At 64.5% G+C, this 22,657-nt stretch carries 16 protein-coding genes; 11 read left to right on the forward strand and 5 right to left on the reverse strand.

Features of this window, described 5'->3' with window-relative positions; translation table 11 throughout:
* The first annotated feature begins 64 nt into the window (after positions 1–64).
* The 3 genes from sodB to plsB all read left to right on the forward strand — a co-directional run bounded on the left by sodB (position 65) and on the right by plsB (position 5,529).
* On the forward strand, positions 65–646 hold the full coding sequence (sodB, locus tag HW090_RS05240; RefSeq protein ID WP_179112484.1) for a superoxide dismutase [Fe]: 582 nt from the start codon (positions 65–67) through the stop codon (positions 644–646).
* Positions 647–994: 348 nt separating this feature from the next.
* Positions 995–3,037, forward strand: coding sequence for a bifunctional diguanylate cyclase/phosphodiesterase (locus HW090_RS05245; protein ID WP_179112485.1), 2,043 nt, complete (start codon positions 995–997; stop codon positions 3,035–3,037).
* Positions 3,038–3,063: 26 nt separating this feature from the next.
* A complete protein-coding gene (gene plsB / locus HW090_RS05250) occupies positions 3,064–5,529 on the forward strand; it encodes a glycerol-3-phosphate 1-O-acyltransferase PlsB (protein ID WP_179112486.1) in 2,466 nt (821 codons plus the stop codon).
* Positions 5,530–5,577: 48 nt separating this feature from the next.
* Here the strand turns inward: plsB and HW090_RS05255 are convergent, their stop codons facing one another.
* Both HW090_RS05255 and HW090_RS05260 read right to left on the reverse strand, forming a co-directional pair.
* Positions 5,578–6,216 carry a LysE family translocator gene (locus HW090_RS05255; RefSeq protein WP_179112487.1) on the reverse strand — a complete coding sequence of 213 codons (639 nt, stop codon included), beginning with the start codon at positions 6,214–6,216 and terminating at the stop codon, positions 5,578–5,580.
* 87 nt (positions 6,217–6,303) lie between these two features.
* The gene (locus HW090_RS05260; protein WP_179112488.1) at positions 6,304–7,113 is read right to left on the reverse strand and encodes an AraC family transcriptional regulator; all 810 of its coding nucleotides are present in this window, start codon (positions 7,111–7,113) and stop codon (positions 6,304–6,306) included.
* Positions 7,114–7,304: 191 nt separating this feature from the next.
* Between HW090_RS05260 and msrA the strand changes: the two genes are divergently transcribed.
* Positions 7,305–7,961 (forward strand): peptide-methionine (S)-S-oxide reductase MsrA, encoded by a 657-nt coding sequence (gene msrA, locus HW090_RS05265; protein ID WP_179112489.1) that lies wholly within the window; start codon positions 7,305–7,307, stop codon positions 7,959–7,961.
* 65 nt (positions 7,962–8,026) lie between these two features.
* On the opposite strand, the gene HW090_RS05270 is transcribed toward msrA, so the two are convergent.
* Entirely contained in the window at positions 8,027–9,202 is a 1,176-nt protein-coding gene (locus HW090_RS05270) for an IS4 family transposase (protein WP_179112490.1), read from the reverse strand.
* Between the two features lie 238 nt (positions 9,203–9,440).
* On the reverse strand, positions 9,441–10,622 hold the full coding sequence (hmpA, locus tag HW090_RS05275; RefSeq protein ID WP_179112491.1) for an NO-inducible flavohemoprotein: 1,182 nt from the start codon (positions 10,620–10,622) through the stop codon (positions 9,441–9,443).
* Between the two features lie 163 nt (positions 10,623–10,785).
* Between hmpA and norR the strand changes: the two genes are divergently transcribed.
* Positions 10,786–12,360, forward strand: a complete 1,575-nt coding sequence (norR, locus tag HW090_RS05280; RefSeq protein WP_179112492.1) for a nitric oxide reductase transcriptional regulator NorR — start codon at positions 10,786–10,788, stop codon at positions 12,358–12,360.
* A gap of 263 nt (positions 12,361–12,623) precedes the next feature.
* On the opposite strand, the gene HW090_RS05285 is transcribed toward norR, so the two are convergent.
* Positions 12,624–14,399, reverse strand: coding sequence for an acyl-CoA dehydrogenase C-terminal domain-containing protein (locus HW090_RS05285; RefSeq protein ID WP_179112493.1), 1,776 nt, complete (start codon positions 14,397–14,399; stop codon positions 12,624–12,626).
* A 428-nt stretch (positions 14,400–14,827) separates the two neighbouring features.
* Here HW090_RS05285 and HW090_RS05290 point away from each other — a divergent pair, with 428 nt between their 5' ends.
* From HW090_RS05290 to nirD, 6 genes are all read left to right on the forward strand, one after another.
* A complete protein-coding gene (locus HW090_RS05290; RefSeq protein ID WP_179112494.1) occupies positions 14,828–15,640 on the forward strand; it encodes a formate/nitrite transporter family protein in 813 nt (270 codons plus the stop codon).
* A 13-nt stretch (positions 15,641–15,653) separates the two neighbouring features.
* On the forward strand, positions 15,654–17,384 hold the full coding sequence (locus HW090_RS05295; RefSeq protein ID WP_179112495.1) for a bifunctional protein-serine/threonine kinase/phosphatase: 1,731 nt from the start codon (positions 15,654–15,656) through the stop codon (positions 17,382–17,384).
* Positions 17,385–17,398: 14 nt separating this feature from the next.
* Positions 17,399–18,145 (forward strand): uroporphyrinogen-III C-methyltransferase, encoded by a 747-nt coding sequence (gene cobA / locus HW090_RS05300; protein WP_179112496.1) that lies wholly within the window; start codon positions 17,399–17,401, stop codon positions 18,143–18,145.
* A 13-nt stretch (positions 18,146–18,158) separates the two neighbouring features.
* Positions 18,159–19,403 carry a nitrate regulatory protein gene (locus HW090_RS05305; RefSeq protein ID WP_179112497.1) on the forward strand — a complete coding sequence of 415 codons (1,245 nt, stop codon included), beginning with the start codon at positions 18,159–18,161 and terminating at the stop codon, positions 19,401–19,403.
* 337 nt (positions 19,404–19,740) lie between these two features.
* Positions 19,741–22,293: a nitrite reductase large subunit NirB gene (gene nirB, locus HW090_RS05310; protein ID WP_179112498.1), complete on the forward strand. Its 2,553-nt coding sequence runs from the start codon at positions 19,741–19,743 to the stop codon at positions 22,291–22,293.
* Positions 22,290–22,649 carry a nitrite reductase small subunit NirD gene (nirD, locus tag HW090_RS05315; RefSeq protein ID WP_179112499.1) on the forward strand — a complete coding sequence of 120 codons (360 nt, stop codon included), beginning with the start codon at positions 22,290–22,292 and terminating at the stop codon, positions 22,647–22,649. The genes nirB and nirD overlap by 4 nt, the downstream gene beginning before the upstream one ends.
* The last annotated feature ends 8 nt before the right edge of the window (positions 22,650–22,657 follow it).

Consider the following 22,657-nt stretch of genomic DNA (forward strand, 5'->3'; position numbering starts at 1 on the left):
TCTTCGCCACGCACTCCCGCGCCAGCTGCATCAATCCGAAACACCTGATTTGAGGAGATACACCATGGCTTTCGAACTGCCGCCGCTGCCTTACGCAAAAGATGCCCTCGCTCCACACATTTCCCCCGAGACCATCGAATTCCACTACGGCAAGCATCACCAGACCTACGTCACCAACCTGAACAACCTGGTGCCGGGCACCGAGTTCGAAGGCAAGGACCTGGAGACCATCGTCAAGACCTCCACCGGTGGCATCTTCAACAACGCCGCCCAGGTCTGGAACCACACCTTCTTCTGGAACGGCCTGTCCCCCAACGGTGGCGGCCAGCCGAGCGGCGCCCTGGCTGATGCGATCAATGCATCCTTCGGCTCCTTCGACAAGTTCAAGGAAGAGTTCACCAAGACCGCCATCGGCACCTTCGGCTCCGGCTGGGCCTGGCTGGTGAAGAAGGCTGACGGCAGCCTGGCACTGTCCAGCACCATCGGTGCCGGCAACCCGCTGACCGCCGGCGACACGCCGCTGCTGACCATCGATGTCTGGGAACACGCCTACTACATCGACTACCGCAACGCCCGTCCGAAGTTCGTCGAGGCGTTCTGGAACCTGGTCAACTGGGACTTCGTCGCGAAAAACCTCGCGGCCTGACCCTAGCTACCCGGTCGTACCCGATGCCCGCGCTTGCGGGCATCGTCCATTCTGGCAAGCAGAATCCTTCGCACGCGACACAACGGCAGGTTGGCAGAATGCCGTTCTGGCGGCATCATGCGGCGCCGACAAACGGTAGGGGCCGGGATGTGTCGCCGTCGATGCGCAGCGCGCCGCTCGACGTTCCCCTTCGTCAAGAGAAACCATTCGGCCATCAGGGGCCTGCGCCATTCCAACGCCATATGGCCGGCGCCCGAAAGACCGGACAGAGGCTTCAGGGACGTTGACGCTGGTAGCATGCCTACCACTACTTTCATCACTTGCCAGGCGAGCCAGAAGGAAAATCTCTTGAAACAGGAACTGCGCAACAGCCTGTCGAGAAAGCTCTTGCAGATTGTTCTGCTCTCCGCCCTGGCCGTGGGACTTCTGCTCAACTGCGCACAGATCGCCCTGGAAGCGCACAAGACCGCTCAACTGATCGACGCCGATGCCCAGCGCATCCTGCGCATGTCACGCGATCCGTCGACCCAGGCCATCTACAGCCTGGACCGGGACATGGCCACCCAGGTCATCGAGGGCCTGTTCAAGCATGAGTCGATGCAGTCCGGCTCCATCGGCAAGGATGGCGAAGACATGCTCGCGCAGAAACAGCGTCCATTCGCCGAGCTTCCACTGCGCTGGATCACCGACCCGATCCTGGGTCGGCAGCAACAGTTCGCCATCGAACTGGTAGGCCGCCCGCCCCTCAACGAGCACTATGGCGACCTGACCATCGTCCTCGACACCGCCCAGTACGGCCATGACTTCATCAACCGCTCGGTGGTGCTCTTCCTTGCCGGGCTGGCACGCTCGCTGATACTGGCCCTGGTACTGTTCCTGATCTACGAATGGCTGCTGACCCGGCCCCTGACCAACCTGATCGACCACCTGAGCCGGATCGATCCCGACAAGCCCGGCGCGCATAAATTGCCCATGCTGCCCGGACACGAACGCAACGAACTGGGCCTCTGGGTGACGACGGCCAATAACCTGCTCACCGCCATCGAGCGCAACATGCAATTGCGCCACGCCGCCGAGCACAACCTGCAGCGCATGGGCAGCTACGACTACCTCACCGGCCTGCCGAACCGGCAACGCTTGCAGCAATCCCTCGCCCAGACCCTGGAGGAAGCCCGCGACCGGCAACACCACGTCGCCGTCCTGTGCCTCGGGGTGGATGACTTCAAGAGCGCCAACGAACAATTCGGCTACCAGAACGGCGACCGCCTGCTGGCGGCGCTGGCCGATCGTCTGCGGCAGCAGGCCAACCGCCAGGGCACGCTGGGGCGGCTGGGCGGCGACCAGTTCGTCCTGATCCTGCCGGAAGTCACCGAACCCTATCAGGCCGCCGAACTGGCGCAGAAGATTCTCGATGACCTGGAAGAGCCGATCGCCATGGACGGGCACTCGGTACGACTGGGTGCCACCATCGGCATCACCCTCTACCCCGAAGATGGCGACACCACCGAGAAACTCCTGCAGAAAGCCGAGCAGACCATGACCCTGGCCAAGAGCCACGCCCATGGCCGCTACCAGTTCTATGTCGCCAGCATCGACAGCGAGATACGCGCACGGCGCGAACTGGAAAAAGCGCTGAGCGAGGCCCTGGACAAGGGCGAATTCCACCTGCTCTACCAACCGCAGTGGGACTACCGGCGTCGGCGCATCACCGGCGTGGAAGCGCTGATCCGCTGGAACCACCCGCAGGGCAAGAACGTCCCGCCGGACCACTTCATCCCCATCGCCGAACAGAACGGCAGCATCATCGAGATCGGCGAGTGGGTACTGGACCAGGCCTGTCGCCAGTTGCACGACTGGCACCAGCAAGGTTTCACGGGCTTACGCATGGCCGTCAACCTGTCCGCCGTGCAGTTGCACCACGCCGCCCTGCCGGACACCATCGACAATCTGCTCACCACTCATCGCCTGCCCGAGGGCACGCTGGAACTCGAAGTGACCGAGACCAGCCTGATGCAGGACATCCAGACGGCGGCCCACAGCCTGCACTGCCTGCGGGCCTGCGGCGCGCTGATCGCCATCGACGACTTCGGCACCGGCTATTCGTCCCTGAACTACCTGAAGAAGCTGCCCGTGGACAAGATCAAGATCGACAAGAGCTTCGTCCAGGACATCAAGTGCGGCGAAGGCGACACCACCATCGTGCGCGCCATCATCCAGTTGGGCCGCAACCTGAACATGCAGGTCATCGCCGAGGGCGTGGAAACCGCCGAACAGGAGGCCTACCTGATCGGCCAGGGCTGCGATGAAGGCCAGGGGTACTACTACAGCAAGCCCCTCCCCGCCGAACGGCTGACCGAACTGTTGCGCCTGCAAGGGCCACAACCTGCCTGAACAGGCACCCGGACTCAGGAATCACCATGACCTCATCGCCCCTGCGCCGTGCCTATTTCGCGCTGATACGCCGTGTACTGCGCCTCTGGGTACGTTCGGAAACCATCCGTCCGGAGTCGACGGAACGACCCTCCGGCAACGCGGCAATCTTCTATGCCCTGCCACGCACCTCGGCCAGCGACCTCGCGGTGCTGGCCGAAGAATGCGAGAAGAACGGCTGGCCAAGCCCACTGGACGCCGTCGACCTGGGCACCCTGCACGAACCGGATGCGGTGTTCTTCCTCGCACCCTCCGCCAGTTGGTTCGGCCGTCGTCGCCGCAGTTCGGCACCGCCGTCGCTGGTACGGCTGGTGAACGCCCTGAGCCAGGGCACTCTGGAGAATGCCGTGATCATCCCGGTCAGCGTGTTCTGGGGGCAATCGCCAGACCGCGAGACCAGCGCCTGGAAGCTGCTGTTCGCCGACTCCTGGGCCGTGACCGGACGCCTGCGCCGCCTGCTGAGCATTCTCATGCTGGGCCGCAAGACCCGTGTGCAATTCTCCGAACCCATCCCGCTCAAGGAGCTGATCGCCCTGAACAAAGGGCACGAACGCACCCTGCGCATGGTGCATCGAATCCTGCGGGTGCATTTCCGCAACCAGAAGGCGGCAGTCATCGGCCCCGACCTGTCGCACCGGCGCACGCTGGTCAAGGGCCTGCTGCACCATGCCCAGGTACGCCAAGCCATCGCCGAGGAAGCCCAGCGCGACGGTATCTCACTGGAGAAAGCCGAGGCCCGCGCCCTGCGCTATGGCAACGAGATCGCCTCGGACTACACCTACACCGCCGTGCGCTTCCTGGAGACCCTGCTGTCGTGGTTCTGGAACCGCATCTACGACGGCATCCGCGTCAACCACGTGGAGAAACTCCAGCAGAGCGTGGCCGGCCACGAGGTGGTCTACGTGCCCTGCCACCGCAGCCATATCGACTACCTGCTGCTGTCCTACCTGCTGTTCCACAACGGCCTGACGCCGCCGCACATCGCCGCCGGGATCAACCTCGACATGCCGGTCATCGGCAGCATGCTGCGTCGTGGCGGCGCCTTCTTCATGCGCCGCTCGTTCAAGGACAAGCCTCTCTACACGGCGGTCTTCAACGAATACCTGCACACGTTGTTCAGCCGTGGTTTCCCGGTGGAGTACTTCATCGAAGGCGGGCGCTCGCGCACCGGGCGCATGTTGCAACCGCGCACCGGCATGCTCGCCATGACCCTGCGCAGCTACCTGCGCTCGTCGCGCCTGCCGATCCTGTTCGTGCCGGTCTATATCGGCTACGAACGGGTACTGGAAGGCCGTACCTACCTGGGCGAACTGCGCGGCGCGAGCAAGAAGAAGGAGTCCATCCTCGATCTGTTCAAAGTCATCGGCGCTCTGCGCCAGCGCTTCGGGCAGGTCTGGGTCAACTTCGGTGAGCCGCTGCCGCTGAACGACTTCCTCGACCAGCAGCAGCCCGGCTGGCGCCAGCAGCCCATGGCCGAGGGCTTCCGCCCGGACTGGCTGAACGAGACCACCCACCGCCTGGCCGCGCGCATCGCCCAGCGGATCAACCAGGCCGCCGCCATCAACCCGGTCAACCTGGTGGCGATCGTCATGCTCTCGACAAGGCGCCTGGCACTGGACGAACACTCCCTGGAACGGACCCTGGACGCCTACCAGGCGCTGTTGCGCGCGGTGCCCTACTCGGACCGGGTCACGCTGCCCGACGGCAACGGCAGCAGCCTGATCGAACAGGTCAGGACCATGCAGTTGCTGGCCGAACAAAACGACGCACTGGGCCGCATCTTCTATCTGGACGAGCCCAATGCGGTCCTGATGACCTACTACCGCAACAACGTGATGCACATCTTCGCCCTGCCCGCGCTGCTGGCCAGCTTCTTCCAGATCAACGCGCGCATCAGCCGCGAGCAGATCCTGCGTTTCAGCCGTGCGCTCTACCCCTACCTGCGCGCAGAGCTGTTCATCCGCTGGGAAGACGAGGAGCTGCCGGAGGTGATCGACCAATGGCTGGCCGCCTTCGTCGCCCAGGGTCTATTGAAACAGGACGAGCAGGCCTATGTGCGCCCGGACCCGAGCTCGCGCGAGTTCGTGCTGCTGACACTGCTGTCCAGGGTCGTGATGCAGACCCTGCAACGCTTCTATATGGTCACCTCGCTGCTGCTCGACCACGGTCAACGAGGGCTGGATGCTGAACAACTGGAAAGCCTCGCCAGCGTGATGGCCCAGCGCCTGTCAGTGCTGCATGGCCTGAACGCACCGGAGTTCTTCGACAAGAGCCTGTTCCGCCAATTCATCGATGGCTTGCGCCAGCAGGGCGTGACCCGTCCTGACCGCAACGGGCGACTGATTCACCAGCGCCGACTCGGCGAGCTGACCGAAGGCGTGGCAAAGCGTGTGCTGCCTGCGGAAATCCGCCTGTCGATCCGCCAGGTCGCCCGCGACCGCACCCACCCCTGACCCGTAGGGTGCGCGACGCGCACCTTTACACCAGCCAGCCACACGCACTCAGCCCACCGACAACACGACCAGCACACCGCCACCCAACAGGATCAGTACGACCCCGGAGGCACGCTCCAGCCAGGGCAGTGCCTGGGCAAAGCGCCGCAACACGACACGGTTGCCAATCGCACAGGCGACCAGCAGGTCCCAGAACAGCACGACGCAGAACATCCAGATGCCATACAGCAGCCGGTGCCCCCCTTCACCCGCACCGCCCAACAGCGCGGCCAGGCTGGTATAGAACAGTGCATTCTTCGGGTTGAGGATGCCCGACAGAAAGCCCATGCCAGCAGCCCGGCACCAGGCCCGTGACGGTGGCAGCGGCAACACCGCACGACCAACCGGCGTCGCCCCCTCCAGCGTGCCGCTGCCCGCATGCCGGATGAACAGCACACCCAGGTAGAGCAGGTAGACACAGCCCGCGAGCTGCAAGGCGACGAACAGCACACTGTCGGCGCTCAAGGCGCTCGTTCCGGTGAAGGCCGCCAGGATGAAGGCACCGTTGGCCAGCGCGATCCCCAGGCAAGCCCCGCTGGCGACCTTCCAGCCCGCAGATATCGACGTTCGTGCCACCAGGAAAAAATCCGGACCGGGCGACAGCAGCGCAAGAAAATGTGCCGCCGCCACCATCAGAAACTGCTCCATCGCCATTCACACTCAAGCCAGTCAGGCGCGAAGTGTGGGCGTTAAGGAGTGGCTCGTATTGAAGGAAATTGCAGCAGGCTCACGGGCTCATCGGCACCGATAAAGCCCCGGCGTGACGCCTGTATGCGCCTTGAAAGCACGCTGGAAATGGGCCTGGTCGGCGAACCCCAGGTGCAGGGCCACCTGGGCCAGCGCCTGCCCACCCTGGAGCAGGTCGCGTGCGACGTTGATGCGCTGGTTGACCTGCCAGGCATGGGGCGTCATCCCCGTGCGGGCACGAAAAGCGCGCAGCAAGCGATAACGGCTCATTCCCGCTGCATCGGCCAACTCATCCAGGGAACGAGCGACCGCCGGCTCCCGCCGCAACAGAGCCAGCACGGCATCGAGGCGCCCGGATTGCCGGACCGAGGCCGACGCATCGATACTCAGCCCGGAAATCCGGTCGCTGTCGCCAATGAACTCGATCAGCGCGGCCTCCTTGTCGGCCACCTCGGCCTGCGAGAACAGCACTGTATTGAGCCGACAGAAATCCGTGTACAGCGCCTTATCGGACAGTATCCGAACGGGCTCACCGCTAGAGGCTTCGTCCTGCAGGTACTCCTGCCGAACCCCACGCAGCCATGCGGCATCCAGGTGCAGCATCTGGTAGCTCCAGGCGGTGTCGGGATCAGGATTGCAGGCATGCACACGCTCGGCCGGTACGAACACCAGGGTCCCGGCCTGCAAGGGCACCGCGACGGAGCCAGCACCGCTGAAACGGCTGCGTCCCTGATCGATCGCGCCGATGGAAAAGGTCGGATGGCTATGCGCCTTGTAGCAGGCGCGGCTATGGCAGGCGCGGCGACTCTCCACATGGGGCATCGCGGGATCGCGCCAGAATCGGGTAGAGGCAGACATGGTCACAATGGTATCAGCAGTTGCCAGGGGCGCGCCGCACGCGGCAAGCTGCAAGGGAAAAACACAGGCACGGCCTCCAGCCAGTGCCCTTGGGCCTGTTCATGATCGCCGCCGACCGCCCTGTCGGCATGCACGGCTACTCCAGGCCGTGAGGCGTTGAACGGGTTCCTATATCCATGAGGAGGTGTCCCATGACGCTACAATCCCATCACAAATTGATGCTACCCAGCGCCGAACAGGCCCTGCCAGGGCGCGCAGAAGCCATCAGCGTGCACAATACCCACGCCGTCACCGGCAATGCCCTGCTGCCACCATTTCCCGAAGGGCTGCAACTGGCGGTCTTCGGCCTTGGCTGCTTCTGGGGCGCGGAGCGGTTGTTCTGGCAGCAAGAGGGGGTCTGGAGCACCGCCGTCGGTTATGCCGGCGGGCACACGCCGAACCCCAGCTACGAAGAAGTCTGCTCCGGCCTGACCGCCCATGCCGAGGTGGTGCAGGTGGTGTTCGACCCACGGCAGATCGACTACCAGAGCCTGCTCAGGACGTTCTGGGAAGCCCACAACCCGACCCAAGGCATGCGCCAGGGCAACGACCAGGGCACCCAGTACCGTTCGGTAATTTTCTACCAAGACAGCGAGCAACAACGGCAGGCCGAAGCCAGCCGGCAGCGCTACCAGGCAGAGCTGTCGAAGGCCGGCCTCGGCGACATCACCACGGAGATCGCCGAGTTGCCTCCCTTCTACTACGCCGAGGACTACCACCAGCAGTACCTGGCGAAAAACCCCAACGGCTACTGCGGCCTGCAAGGCACCGGCCTTTGCTTGCCGCCTGACACCTCACGGCCAGCCTGAACCGGCGTGGCCTTGTAGCCATCACTCCTGGGTTCCCGCCTTCGCGCACTACTGTCCGGCACTCCTTATGCAAGGAATAGCTGTCCCTGTCGTTGCTCGATTTCTTGTTTTTGCGCCTGTCGCTTTCGATAACGCTCAACCTCTATCTCTGGACGCTGTAGCAGTGTTGAGCGCACCTCCACCATAAACATCCACAGGCTCTTCTTTTCACCTGTCACCATCCGGTGAAGGCTCAGTAGCAGGTAGCTGATCAGGGCGCAGAGAATTTGAATGCGTACCGCATTTTCGCTACGCCCCAGAAACTGCTTGATCTTCAAGTGCTGCTTGATCCATTTGAAGAACAATTCGATTCGCCAGCGGCGGCGGTAAAGCTCAGCAATATCCGCCGCTGGGCTCTCTAGGTCGTTGGTCGCCAGGATCAGCGGACGATCATGCTCAGGGCGGTGGACGACGATTCGGCGTAAAGGTTTTTCATAGTGATTGATGCGTTTTCCACCAGGATGCCGGTGGGCAAACCTGACGTACTCATCCTGCAAAATCACGCCTTGTTCTCCGCTGCCAATCTCGCGCGAGGAAAGAACCTTGAGCCCCGCGTTGTACTTGAACCGTGTCACGAAGCGGGCCTTGTTCTCCTCCAGGCGGGCCCACCAGTTGTAATCGCAATAGCCCTTGTCGAATACATAGGTGGCGTAAGGCTCAATCTCCAGGCACTTGCCGACTTCAATATCGTTGACATTGGCGGCACTGAAACGGCAATCCACAGGGGCTGCGCAGTGGTTGGCGTACTGCACATGGACTTTGACCCCCTGAGTTCGGCGTGTTCGATCCGATAACGTCCAGTCGTCAAAGCCTGAGCCCTTCAGGGTGATGGAGGTCGAGTCCAATAGGTACAGCAGCTCTTTTGTGTCCCTGCGTTGTTGCCGACTGGTGCACGCCATCAGGTACTGCGCCGCTTGGGCGAAAACCTCTGGACAGCGTCTCCCATTGGCTTCGGCCAGTGTTGAACGCCTGATCGCAGACGTTCCCAAGTGATAGTGGTGATTGGGCTGGCTATTGAAGCTGGACTCGAGCTCACGCAGGCTGCCGGCCCCAGACAGGTGGGCGTATAGCATCGCAACTAGGTGATCCCAGCTTGTAAAGCGTCGGCTGTGACTGTCCGCGTCTTGCTGAACGACAGCGCGATCAAATACACCACGTGGGAGGGCTTTGAGTAGATCGTGGAACCGGCTTATTCTGAACACCTTGTGAAACCTGCGAGATTGAGTTGGCGCTCTACGGTTTAAGCCGTACTCCCAGGTTTCACAAGCCTTTCAACATCGACCGCAAAATTCGTACCGGACAGTAGTGCGCCTTCGCGGGAACGACAGGTATCTGGGCTTTTTCTCATGGTCGCGTCGGTAGTTGCCGCGGGCCCTGGGTTTCGTGCATGCCCGGAAACGCTACCCGGCACATCGAAGGCATACACCGGAGAGCAGCCCCTCAGGCCTCCAGTGCCTGCGCCGGCCCGAAGAACTCGTAATGGCACTGCGCCTGTGGCACGCCGAGTGCCAGCAAGTGACGCCTGACCGCCGCCATGAAGGGCTGCGGACCGAGGAAATAGGCATCCAGGTCGCGTCCCTGCGGTAGCCAGCTCGCCAGCAACTCGGCACTGATAAAACCCTCGGCATCGGCCTGGTCACCCTCCCTCGGCTCGCTGTAGCAGAAGCGGTGCGTCAAGTTCGGGTTGGCCTCGCTCTCGGTTTCGATCCAGTCGCGGAAGGCATGCACGCCGCCATGGCGGGCACAGTGAATGAAGTGGATCGGCCGGCCGCTCTCTTTCGCCTGCTCAAGCATGGCCAGGGCCGGGGTGATACCGACACCGGCGGTAATCAGCGCCAGTGGCCGGTCGCTGTCGCGCAGGACGAAGTCACCCGCAGGCGGGAATACCTGCAACGTATCGCCCACCTGCACCTGATCATGCAGGTAGCCGGAAACCTTGCCTCCCGCCTCGCGCTTCACACTGATGCGGTAATGCCCGCTATCACCACGGGATGACAGCGAATAGTTGCGGCGCTGCTCGCCCTCTTCGAATGGGACGCTCAGGCCGATGTACTGGCCGGGCTGAAATGCCAGCAACGGCTCGCCATCTGCGGGCGCCAGATAGAACGAGGTGATTTCCTCGCTTTCCCGCTCCTTGCGTACCACGCGAAAATCCCGCGCACCGCGCCAGCCACCGGGCGCCTCGGCGTTGGCGGCGTAAACCGACTCCTCGGCAGCGATCAGCAGGTCAGCCAGTTGCCCATAGGCGGCGGCCCAGGCGTCGATGATCGCATCGGTGGCCACCTCCTCGCCCAGCACTTCGCGGATCGCCCGCAGCAGGCAACTGCCGACGATCGGATAATGCTCCGGCAGGATCTGCAGCGAGACATGCTTGTTGACGATCTGCCCGACCAGCGGCCCCAGCGCTTCCAGGCGCTCGATATTGCGTGCATACATCAGCACCGCGTTGGCCAGCGCGCGCTGCTGATGACCGCTGCCCTGGTTGGCCTGGTTGAACAGTGGCAGCACCTGCGGATAATCGCGGAACATCACTTGATAGAAGTGGCGAGTCAGCGCCTCGCCGCCAGTCTCGAGCAGCGGCACCGTGGCCTTGATCAGATGGATATGTTCGGTGGAAAGCATGGGAACTCCTGGCACGTCTGGGCATGGATGTCTGCCATATCGAGTTGGCAGTATCTCCAGACCAATCAGCTTTCATGCCATATAAATTTCCCTTTATTTTCATAAAGATATAAATTCAAAAGTCTTTATGACTACAGAGTCTCGATGACTCAATGCGGTCCATATGACAGCAAACGTGCAACTGTCCACCTTTATCCCACTGATCGCCGATCTTGCCCGCGAGGTACCCGAGCAGGAACGCTATCACCGCCTGCTACAAGCCCTGCAGCAGCTCCTGCCGTGCGAAGCGGTGGCCCTGCTGCGCCTGGATGGGGATTACCTGGTACCACTGGCGGTGATCGGGCTCACCACCGACACCCTGGGCCGGCGCTTCAAGGTTGACGAGCATCCGCGCTTCCAGCGCCTGCTGGCCAGCCGCGAGCCGACCCGCTTCCCCGCTGACAGCGAACTGCCCGACCCTTATGACGGCCTGATCGAAGGCCAGGCCAGGCATCTGGAGGTGCACGATTGCCTGGGCTGCCCGCTCTACCTGCAGGACCGTCTCTGGGGCCTGCTGACCCTCGACACGCTGGAGCCGGAGCGCTTCGGCCAGATCGACCTGGACAGCCTGGCCACCTTCGCCGGGCTGACCGCAGCCACCGTAATGGCCGGCGAGCGCATCAGCCTGCTGAACCGTCGTGTCGAGGATGAGCGCCACCTGGCCGAAGCCTACCGTCAGGCGGCCGGTCGCCAGCCACGCGAGCTGATCGGACAGAGCCCTGCACAACGCAAGCTGCTGGAAGAAATCACCCTGGTCGGCGACAGCCAGTTGACCGTGCTGATCAGCGGCGAGACGGGCGTCGGCAAGGAGTTGGTGGCCGAAGCCATCCATGCCGCCTCGTCACGCGCGCGCCGCCCGCTGATCACCATCAACTGCGCCGCCTTGCCGGAATCCCTGGTGGAAAGCGAATTGTTCGGCCATGTGCGCGGCGCCTTTTCCGGCGCGCTCAGCGAACGCAGCGGCAAGTTCGAACTGGCGGACAAGGGCACGCTGTTCCTCGATGAAGTCGGCGAACTGCCGCTGGCGGCACAGGCCAAGTTACTGCGCGTCCTGCAGAGCGGCCAGTTGCAGCGGGTCGGCTCTGATCGCGAACACCTTGTCGATGTGCGGGTACTGGCCGCGACCAACCGCAACCTGGCGGACGAAGTCCGTGCAGGGCGATTTCGCGCCGATCTCTACCATCGCCTGAGCGTCTACCCGTTGCCGGTCCCTGCACTGCGCGAGCGTGGCCGGGACGTACTGCTGCTGGCCGGCTATTTCCTCGAACAGAACCGTGCCCGCATGGGGCTGCGTGGCCTGCGTCTCGACAGCACGGCGCAGAAGGCCCTGCTGGCCTACGACTGGCCCGGCAACGTGCGGGAGCTGGAACACTTGCTCGGGCGCGCCGCCCTCCGTTCACAGGCGCATCACCCCCAGCGCCAGCGCATCCTTACCATCGAAGCCCAGGCGCTCGACCTGCCGGGGGCGACACGCGGCATGAAACACACGGATCAACCCGACATCGAGTACGACGGCCTCCCCCTGCGCGAGGCGGTCGACCGCTTCCAGTCCCAGGTGATCGGCGAAGCACTGGAGCGTCATCAGTACAAATGGGCAGCGGTTGCCCGAGAGCTGGGCGTGGACCGTGCGAACCTGAGCCGGCTGGCCAGGCGCCTGGGGATCATGGTGGAGCGCAGCAGCCGTCGGGAGCATGACTGAGCAGGCCGCAACCCGAGCTATCGGGTTGCGCGACGATCCTTACCGGGCACAAAAAAGAAACCCCGCCGAAGCGGGGTTCTTGCAGACTTGAATCCTGACATCCCTGATCAAACGCCATCCTGGCGTCATTCCCTGATCATCCTTTTCTTCCCTTGCCGCTTCCTGCGTCACGTCCATGTGCGAGCAGATTAGCCCTGCTGGCCAAAGGCCGATAGTGGCAATTGGCACTGCAGCATGTAAGCCATTGCTTACATGACACCTGCTCAGAACTGTTCTTCGTCCAGAAGATAGAGCGACTCGCTGCCGGCCTTGACACTGGCGAGCAGCGAGCGCGTACGCGGCAACAGGCGTGCGAAGTAGAAACGCGCCGTGCCCAGTTTGGCGACGTGGAAGTCGCTCTGCGGCTGGCGCAAGGCCGCCACGGCCATGCGTGCCCACATATAGCCATAGCCGACGTAGCCGAAGGCATGCAGGTACTCCACACAGGCGGCGCCGACTTCCTGGGGTCGCTGACGCGCCTGTTCGATCAGCCAGTCGGTCGCCTCATCCAGTTCGCCCAGGGCAGTCAGCAGCGGCTCGCTGAATGCCTGCACACCCGCACCGGCATCGGCGCAGAACGCTCGCACGTCATCGGAAAAGGCCCGGTACAACTCGCCACCATTGCTGACCACCTTGCGCCCCAGCAGGTCCAGTGCCTGGATGCCATTGGTGCCTTCGTAGATCTGCGTGATACGGCAATCGCGCACCAGTTGCTCCTGCCCCCATTCGCGGATATAGCCATGCCCGCCGAACACCTGCTGGCCATGCACGGTGGTTTCCAGCCCCATATCGGTCAGGAAAGCCTTGGCCACCGGCGTCAGCAGCGCCACCTGGCCTTCGGCCCGCTGCCGGGCCTGCTCGTCCTCGCTGAACTTGGCGATGTCGAGTTGCAGCGCGACATGGCTGGAGAAAGCCCGGCCACCCTCGTTCAGCGCTTTCATGGTCAACAGCATGCGCCGCACGTCCGGGTGCACGATGATCGGATCGGCGATCTGCTCCGGCGCAATTGCACCGCCAGGCGCGCGACTCTGCAGGCGTTCACGGGCGTAGGCGACGGCACTCTGGTAGGAACGCTCGCCAGTGGCCAGCCCCTGGATACCGACACCCAGGCGCTCGTAGTTCATCATGGTGAACATCGCCGCCAGCCCCTTGTTCGGCTCGCCGACCAGCCAGCCACTGGCGCCATCGAAGTTCATCACGCAAGTGGCCGATGCCTTGATGCCCATCTTGTGCTCCAGCGACCCGCAGGACACCGCATTGCGCTCGCCCAGCGCACCGTCGTCGTCCACCAGCACCTTGGGGACCAGGAACAGCGAGATGCCTTTCGAACCGGCCGGCGCATCCGGCAGCTTGGCCAGCACCAGGTGAATGATGTTCTCGGTCAGGTCGTGTTCGCCGCCGGTGATGAATATCTTGGTACCGGTGATGCTGTAGCTGCCGTCTGCGCGTGGCTCGGCGCGGGTGCGGATCAGCCCCAGGTCGGTGCCGGCGTGGGGCTCTGTCAGGCACATGGAGCCGGCCCAGGTCCCGGCGTAGAGGTTGGGCAGATACTGGTTCTTCAAGGCCTCGCTGGCATGCGCGTGGATCGACAGGCAGGCGCCAGAGGTCAGCATCGGGTAGAGACCGAAGGCCAGGCTGGCGGAGTTCATCATTTCCTCCACCTGTGCCGAGATCACCTTGGGCATGCCCATACCGCCATAGGCCGGATCGCCCGCCACGCCGACCCAGCCACCCTCGGCATACTGCCGATAGGCTTCGAGATAGCCCGCAGGGGTGGTCACCACACCGTCGTTCCAGTGGCAGCCTTCCTCGTCGCCACTGCGGTTCAAGGGTGCGACGCCATTGGCGATCAGCTTGCCGGCCTCTTCCAGAATCGCATCGGCGGTTTCCTTGTCCACCACCTCGGCCAGCGCCGGCAGGCTGCGCCAGAGCGCGGGAGCATCGAAGACTTCGTTCAGGAGAAAACGCATGTCACGCAGGGGAGCCTGGTAATCAGCCATGGATAAACCTCGCAGAGCGTTTGCAGCCGGTCTGGCCGTCATTGTCAGCCGAGTCTAGCCGAACACTTCCAGCGGCCGAAGCGTCCGTTTCGGACTCCTCGGTCACACCGTTCCGGCACCAGAATGGAGCAACCATTCGCACAACGCACCATGAACAACCCCGCGTCCACGCCATGGTCCCTCGATGTGCCGGCAAGGCACGCAGGAAGTACAGGCCTTCGCGCATCGATGCACTGCTGGCCCGCCTCTTGCTAAGTCAACTTCGCGGACAGCCTCGATGACTGTCCTTTTCTGACAATGGCGTCAGAGCCAACCCCGGATGACGGGGCATGGCTCTGGCGTTTTTTTTTGCCCCCGGAAAAGGCCAGCCCCTCGCCAGCAAGACGCACAGACGTGATCGCCTCCCAGCCCAACACAGGACTACTACCATGGCTTACCTTGCTCCAGCCGAATTCGCGACCAAGATGGTCGACTCGGGAGAGGCCAAACTCCACATGGCCCTCCGTGACGTACTGATCCGCGCCTACATGGGCGGCGCTATCCTCGCCCTGGCGGCGGTGTTCGCCGTAGCCGCGACCGTCGGCACCGGCTCGCCGCTGGTCGGCGCCATGCTCTTCCCGGTCGGGTTGATCATGATCTACCTGCTGGGGCACGACCTGCTGACCGGGGTCTTCATCCTCACGCCGCTGGCCTGGCTCGACCGCCGCCCCGGCGTCACCTGGGGCGCCATCCTCAAGCACTGGGGCTGGGTCTTCCTCGGCAACTTCGCCGGCGCCCTGACCGTCGCGCTGCTGATGTCCTTCATCTACACCTATGGCTTTTCCACCGAACCCAATGCCGTCGGCGAAAAGATCGCGCACATCGGCCACGACCGGACACTGGGCTACGCGCAGTACGGCTTCGCCGGCTGGATGACGATTTTCTTCCGCGGCGTGCTGTGCAACTGGATGGTCTCCACCGCCGTGGTCGGCGCGATGATCTCCACCACGGTCAGCGGCAAGTTCATCGCCATGTGGATGCCGGTCACGGTGTTCTTCTTCATGGGCTTCGAGCATTCGGTGGTGAATATGTTTCTGTTCCCCACCGCCATCATCATGGGCGGCGACCTGTCGATCATGGACTACATGATCTGGAACGAAATCCCCACCGTGCTGGGCAACCTGGTCGGCGGCCTGGCCTTCACCGCGCTGACGCTCTACACCACCCACGTGCGCACCGGCGCCCGTCGCGCCCTGCACTGAGCGGAGCGACGCCATGAGCGACCCGTTGCGCATCGACTACGGCCAGTACTCCAGTGCCGGACGCAAAGCCATCAACCAGGACGCCCATGGCCTGCGCCTGCCCAGCGGCAGCCTGCTGCAGGACAAGGGCCTGGCGCTGGCCCTGGCCGATGGCATCAGCAGCAGCGCGGTCGGGCATGTCGCCAGCGCGGTCGCCGTGCAGGGGTTCCTGGCCGACTACTACAGCACACCGCCGAGCTGGTCGGTGCGGCTCTCGGTGCAGCGCGTCGTGGCCGCCAACAACGCCTGGCTGTTCGGACAGAGCCGCCAGGGCCCGCGCGACCACGGGCACGTCTGCACCTTCAGCGCGCTGGTGCTCAAGTCCACCACCGCGCACCTGTTCCACGTCGGCGACGCACGCATCTATCGCCTCAGCGGCGGCACGCTGGAGCAACTGAGCGAAGACCACCGCCTGCACACCACCAGCGAACACAGCTACCTGTCGCGGGCGCTGGGGGTCGCACGGCATGTGGAAATCGACTACCGGCGCCTGCCGTTGCAGGTCGGCGACCTGTTCCTGCTGGCCACCGACGGCGTCCATGAACACCTCTCGCGCAGCCAGATACAGAGCATCATCGAACGCCCAGGCCAGGACCTGGACACAGCCGCCCGCGAACTGGTCGAAACCGCGCTGGCACAAGGCAGCCAGGACAACCTGACCGTCCAGTTACTGCGCCTGTACGCCTTGCCCTTGCCGACAGCGGGCGAACTGTTCGAACAACTGGCCGAGCTGCCACCTGCCCCATTGTTGGAGCCTGGCCAGCGGTTCGACGGGTTTCGAATCAGCACCGTCCTGCACAGCGGCAGCCGCAGCCATGTCTACCAGGCCGAAGACCTCGCCAGCGGTCGGCAGGTAGTGATCAAGGCCCCCTCTGCCGAACTGGCCAGCGACCGCCAGGCCCTGGCCCGGCTGCTGAACGAAGAATGGGTGGCCCGCCGCCTGGACAACCCGCACCTGCTCGGTGCCGTGTCCCACGAGCGCCCACGCAGCCACCTCTACACACTGGCCAGCTTCGTACCGGGACGAACCCTGCGCCAGTGGCTGCGCGACAACCCACAGCCACCACTGGACAGCGTGATCGCCATCGTCGAGCAGATCGCCCGTGGCCTGCAGGCCTTGCACCGGCTGGAAATTCTTCACCAGGACCTGCGTCCGGAAAACATCCTGATCGACGACAGCGGCTTCGTGCGCATCATCGACTTCGGCGCCGTGCACATCGCCGCCCACGCCGAAAACGCCAGCGTTCCATCGACCAGCCACCTGCCACTGGGATCGGCCGCCTACGCCGCGACGGAATACTTTCTCGGAGAAGGCGGCAGCGAACTGTCCGACCAGTTCTCCCTGGGTGTAATCACCTACGAAATGCTCAGCGGTCAACTGCCCTATGGCACCCGCCTGGCCGCCACCCGCAGCCCGGCGCAACAGGCGCGGCTGGCCTACCGCTCGCTGCTGGAAGACGAAGGCGCCTTCCCCGCCTGGCTCGACGCGGTGATCCGCCAGGCCGTGCACCCCCGCCCCCAGCGCCGGCATGAGGCGTTGTCCAGTTTTATCCACCAACTGCGTCACCCCGGCGCGGCCACCCTGCGCGTGCGCGAACCCGCCAGCCTGGCCCAGCGCCTGCGCTTCTGGCGGCGTCTGGCGCTGCTGCTCGGCACCGCCGTGCTGGCACTGACCCTGTGCCTGATCCGCCTCGCCACGAACTGAATGGAGATCCCGAGATGAATACCCCTGTCTGGCTGGTGGGCGCCGGCCCCGGCGACCCGGAGCTGATTACCCTCAAGGCCGTGCGCGTGCTGGCCGGGGCCGATGTCGTACTGGTGGACGACCTGGTCAACCCGGCCCTGCTCGAACACTGCCCGCAAGCGCGCATTCTCCGCGTCGGCAAACGCGGCGGCTGCCGCTCGACACCCCAGGATTTCATCCTGCGCCTGCTGTTGCGCTACGCCCGCCAGGGCCGTCGCGTGGTCCGGCTCAAGGGCGGCGACCCGTGCATATTCGGTCGCGGCGGGGAAGAAGCGGCCTGGCTGGCGCGCCATGGCATCGGCTGCGAGATCGTCAATGGCATCACCGCCGGCCTGGCCGCCGCCAGCGCCTTCGCCATCCCGCTGACGCTGCGCGGCCAGGCGCGCGGCGTGACCCTGCTGACCGCCCACAGCGAGGATGGCAGCCAACCGGACTGGCCGGCCCTGGTACGCTCCGGCGCCACCCTGGTGCTGTACATGGGCGTGGCGACCCTGGAGGAAACCCGCCGCCAACTGCTGGCCGGCGGCATGGCGGCAGACACCCCGGTGGCGATGATCGAGCGCGCCTCGCTGGCGCAACAGCGCGCACGCCTCAGCAGCCTGTCGCGCATGGACGAGGACGCCCGCGACTTCGCCCTGCGCAGCCCGGCCATCCTGATCATCGGCACGGTGGCTGCATGTGGGGAGCTACAACCTGCCCTGGCCAGACTGGCCGCCTACTGACCCGGAGCCAAGCATGCACGATCGACAGCTACCGGCGACCCTGCGCTTCATGCTCGCCGCCCGCCGTTGCGAACTGCAAGGGCTGGAGGCCCTGGCCCAGACGTGCACTCTGGTCAGCCTGTTGAGCGACCTGGTGCATGCCCTGCAACGCGAACGCGGCTTTTCCAATCTCTACCTGGGCCAGCCACAAGCCCGCCTGCTGGCCACCCTCGACCAGCACAGCGACGAAGCCCGACGGCAGGAGCAGCGACTCCGCGAGCACCTCGACCAGCTCGACGTCGCGAGCGCGGAACGCGCCCGCCTCTACCACCGCCTGGCCTACCTGCTGCACGGCCTCGACGACCTGCCGGCACTGCGCCGCCGCATCCGCGAGTCGCACCTCGGTGTCGAAGACGCCAGCGACAGTTTTACCCGGCTGATCGCCAGCCTGCTGGCGGTGGTCTTCGAGGCCGCCGACACCGCCCTCGACCCGCAACTGACCCGTGCCCTGGTGGCCCTGTTCAACTTCATGCAGGCCAAGGAACTGGCCGGGCAGGAACGCGCCTGCGGTGCCATGGGGTTTTCACGCGGTTTTTTCGATGCACGGCAACAGGAGCGGATGAACCATCTACGCGCCGGCCAGCAGCGCTGCAGCGAGACTTTCGCCCAATACGCCGACAACGAGGCGCTCCAGCGCTGGCAACACCTGGAGGACGCCGCGGGCCCGGTGCAGCGCCTGCGCCAACTGGCCTTGCACACCTGCGCCGAGCGGCCAGTGGACGCCGGCCTGGCAGAGCTCTGGTTCGACCTGTGCAGCGAGCGGATCGACGCCATGCACACCATCGAGGCGCTGCTCGCCGAGGCCCTGCGCCAGCTCTGCCGACAACGCCTGGAAAGCACCAGTGCGGAACTGGACAACCACCGAAGCCTGTCGCGGCAATTGGCTGCGCAGGCGGGCCACGCACAGCCGCTGCTGTTCAGCGTGCAGGGCCGCACCCTCGACGAAGCCACCCCGGACGATGCCTTGCGCCACTCGCTGCTCGACCTGTTGCAGGAGCAGTCCAGCCACCTGCAACGCCTGGGCGATGAGCTCAAGGCCGCCCGCAGCAGCCTGGCCGAACGCAAGCGTATCGAGCAGGCCAAGCGCCTGTTGATGAGTCGCTACCAACTGGACGAGCAGAGCGCCCATGACCGTATGCAACGGACAGCGATGAACCAGGGACTGCGCCTGATCGACCTGGCCGAACGGCTGCTGGCCCAGGAACAAGGCGCACCATAAACAGGCGGGCGCTCCAATCGGGGGCATTTTCGAGCAAGTAAATACTACTGACGCGGCGCGGCGACCGGCGCATGGATCGGAATGACGGGAGGTGGGGGCGCAGCCAGCGGTACAGGTACGCCACCGCTCCCTATACCCTCGTCGTCCCCGCGCAGGCGGGGACCCAGGTGCGCGGATTATTGCCTGGCACGCTTTCTGCTAAATATTCTTCGTCGCAGCTCAGCAGCGGCTTCCACACTGAGAGAAACACAGGCAATGGCGCCCGGGACCCCAAGGTCCAGGGCGCTTTTTTTTGCGCCATAGAAAACCTGATCAGGCCCTGAACGGGGAGATGCCCATGAACCCAGACACCCACACCAACGACCTGCCAAGCCTGGTCATCGTCGGCAACGGCATGGTCGGCCACCATTGTGTCGAGCAACTGCTCGCCAACGGCGCCCTCGATCGCTACCGCATCCTCGTCTTCGGCGAAGAGCGCCAGCGCGCCTACGACCGCGTGCACCTGTCGGAGTATTTCAACGGCAGCGACGGCGAAGCCCTGGCCATGGGCGATGCCGCGCTCTATCGACAGCCCGGCCTGACCCTGCACCTGGGTACGCCAGTGCTGGAGATCGACCGCGAGCGCCGCGAAGTGATCACCGCCCGGGGCGCCTTCGCCTACGACAGGCTGGTACTGGCCACCGGCTCCTACCCTTTCGTACCGCCCATCGCGGGTGCCGAGGGCGAGGCACGGCTGGTCTACCGCACCCTTGACGATCTCGACGCCATCCGCGCCGCCGCACAGGGCCAGCGCCGTGGCGTGGTGGTCGGGGGTGGCCTGCTCGGCCTGGAGGCGGCCAATGCACTCAAGTCCCTCGGGCTGGAAGCCCATGTGGTGGAATTCGCCCCGCGCCTGATGCCGGTCCAACTGGATAACTTCGGCGGTGACGCCCTGAAGCGACGCATCGAAGACCTCGGCGTCGGCGTGCACCTGTCCAAGGCCACCCAGTCGATCAGCATGGGCAGTACATACCGCTACCGCATGAACTTTGCCGGTGACGACCACCTCGAAACCGACCTGATCGTCTTCTCCGCCGGCATCCGCCCGCAGGATGCACTGGCCCGTGCCAATGGCCTGGCACTGGGCGAACGCGGTGGCGTGGCCATCGACGAGCGCTGCCTGAGCAGCGACCCGGCGATCCATGCCATCGGCGAATGTGCGGCCTGGAACGGCAGCGTGTTCGGCCTGGTCGCCCCCGGCTACCAGATGGCGCGCAGCGTCGCCGCCCAGTTGTGCGGGCAGGAAGGCGCGCCTTTCCTCGGTGCGGACATGTCGACCAAGCTCAAGCTGCTCGGCGTCGATGTCGGCTCCATCGGCGACGCCCACGGCGCGCTGCCCGGCGCCCGCAGCTACCGCTATATCGACGAAGCCACGGGCAGCTACCGGCGCCTGGTGGTGTCGGCGGACGGCAGCCAGGTACTCGGCGCGGTACTGGTCGGCGACAACAGCTACTACGACACCTTGCTGCAATACGCGCAGAACGGCATCCGCCTGCCGGACGACCCGGCCAGCCTGATCATGCCCACCGGCGGCGGCGCCCCGGCACTCGGTGCCGACGCCCTGCCGGACAGCGCCACCATCTGTTCCTGCCACAACGTCAGCAAGGGCGCGGTATGCGCCGCCATCGACAGTGGCTGCACGGACGTTGCCGGGGTCAAGGCCTGCACCAAGGCCGCCACCGGCTGCGGTGGCTGCGCGGCGCTGCTCAAGCAAGTGGTCGAACACGAACTGAGCGCCCGTGGCGTCGCCGTGGACAAGAGCCTGTGCGAGCACTTCGCCCACACCCGGCAGGAGCTGTACCACTTCGTCAGCGTCGAGGGCATCGAAAGCTTCAAGGAACTGCTGGTACGCCACGGCAAGGGCCAGGTCGGCTGCGATATCTGCAAGCCGGCGGTGGGTTCGATCCTCGCCTCCTGCTGGAACCGCCCGATCACCGAACCGGCGCTGATCCCGCTGCAGGACACCAACGACACCTTCATGGCCAACATGCAGAAGAACGGCACCTATTCGGTGGTGCCACGCATCCCCGGCGGCGAGATTACCCCGCAAGGGCTGATCGCCATCGGCGAAGTGGCCAGGAAATACGACCTCTACACCAAGATCACCGGCGGCCAGCGCATCGACCTGTTCGGCGCCCAGTTGCACGAGCTGCCGGAGATCTGGGGTGAACTGATCGCTGCCGGTTTCGAGACCGGCCACGCCTACGGCAAGTCGCTGCGCACGGTGAAATCCTGCGTCGGCAGCACCTGGTGTCGCTATGGCGTACAGGACAGCGTCGGCATGGCGCTGCACCTGGAGAACCGCTACAAGGGCCTGCGCGGCCCGCACAAGATCAAGTTCGCGGTCAGCGGCTGCACCCGCGAATGCGCCGAGGCGCAGAGCAAGGACATCGGAGTGATCGCCACCGAGCACGGCTGGAACCTCTACATCTGCGGCAACGGCGGCATGCGCCCACGCCATGCCGAACTGTTCGCCACCGACCTCGACGACGCGAGCCTAGTGCGCATCATCGACCGCGTACTAATGCTCTACATCCGCACCGCCGACAAGCTGCAACGCACCTCGGTCTGGCGCGAGTCGCTGGAAGGCGGGCTGGACTACCTCAAGGCGGTGATCCTCGACGACAGCCTGGGCCTGGCCACCGAACTGGAAGCGCAGATGCAACGGGTGGTGGACCGCTATGAATGCGAGTGGGCCGGCGCGCTCAAGGACGAGGAGAAACTCAAGCGCTTCCGCACCTTCGTCAACCAGAAAGGCAGCGACCCGGATATCCGCTTCGTCCGCGAACGCGGCCAGCGCCGTCCGGCCCGCCCCGATGAACGTGCCACGACCGAGGAGACCGTACGATGAGCCAGGCCAGCGCCACCCTGAACCTGAAGACCACCTGGCAACCGCTGTGCGCCAGCAACGACCTTGTAGCCGGCTCCGGCATCGTCGCCCTGGCCGGTGGCGAACAGGTCGCCCTGTTCTACCTGCCGGACACCGAGCAGCAGCTCTTCGCCATCGGCAACCGCGACCCGAAATCCGGCGCCAACGTCATCGGCCGAGGCCTGGTCGGCCACCTCGGCGGCGAACTGGTGATCGCATCGCCGCTCTACAAGCAGCACTTTCGCCTGCGCGACGGCAGTTGCCTGGAATACCCGGAGCAACACCTGCCCGTCTGGCCGGTACGCTTGCGTGACGGCATCGTCGAGATCGGCGGATAAACGAACGC

The sequence above is a fragment of the Pseudomonas sp. ABC1 genome (assembly GCF_013395055.1).
Lineage (GTDB): Bacteria > Pseudomonadota > Gammaproteobacteria > Pseudomonadales > Pseudomonadaceae > Stutzerimonas.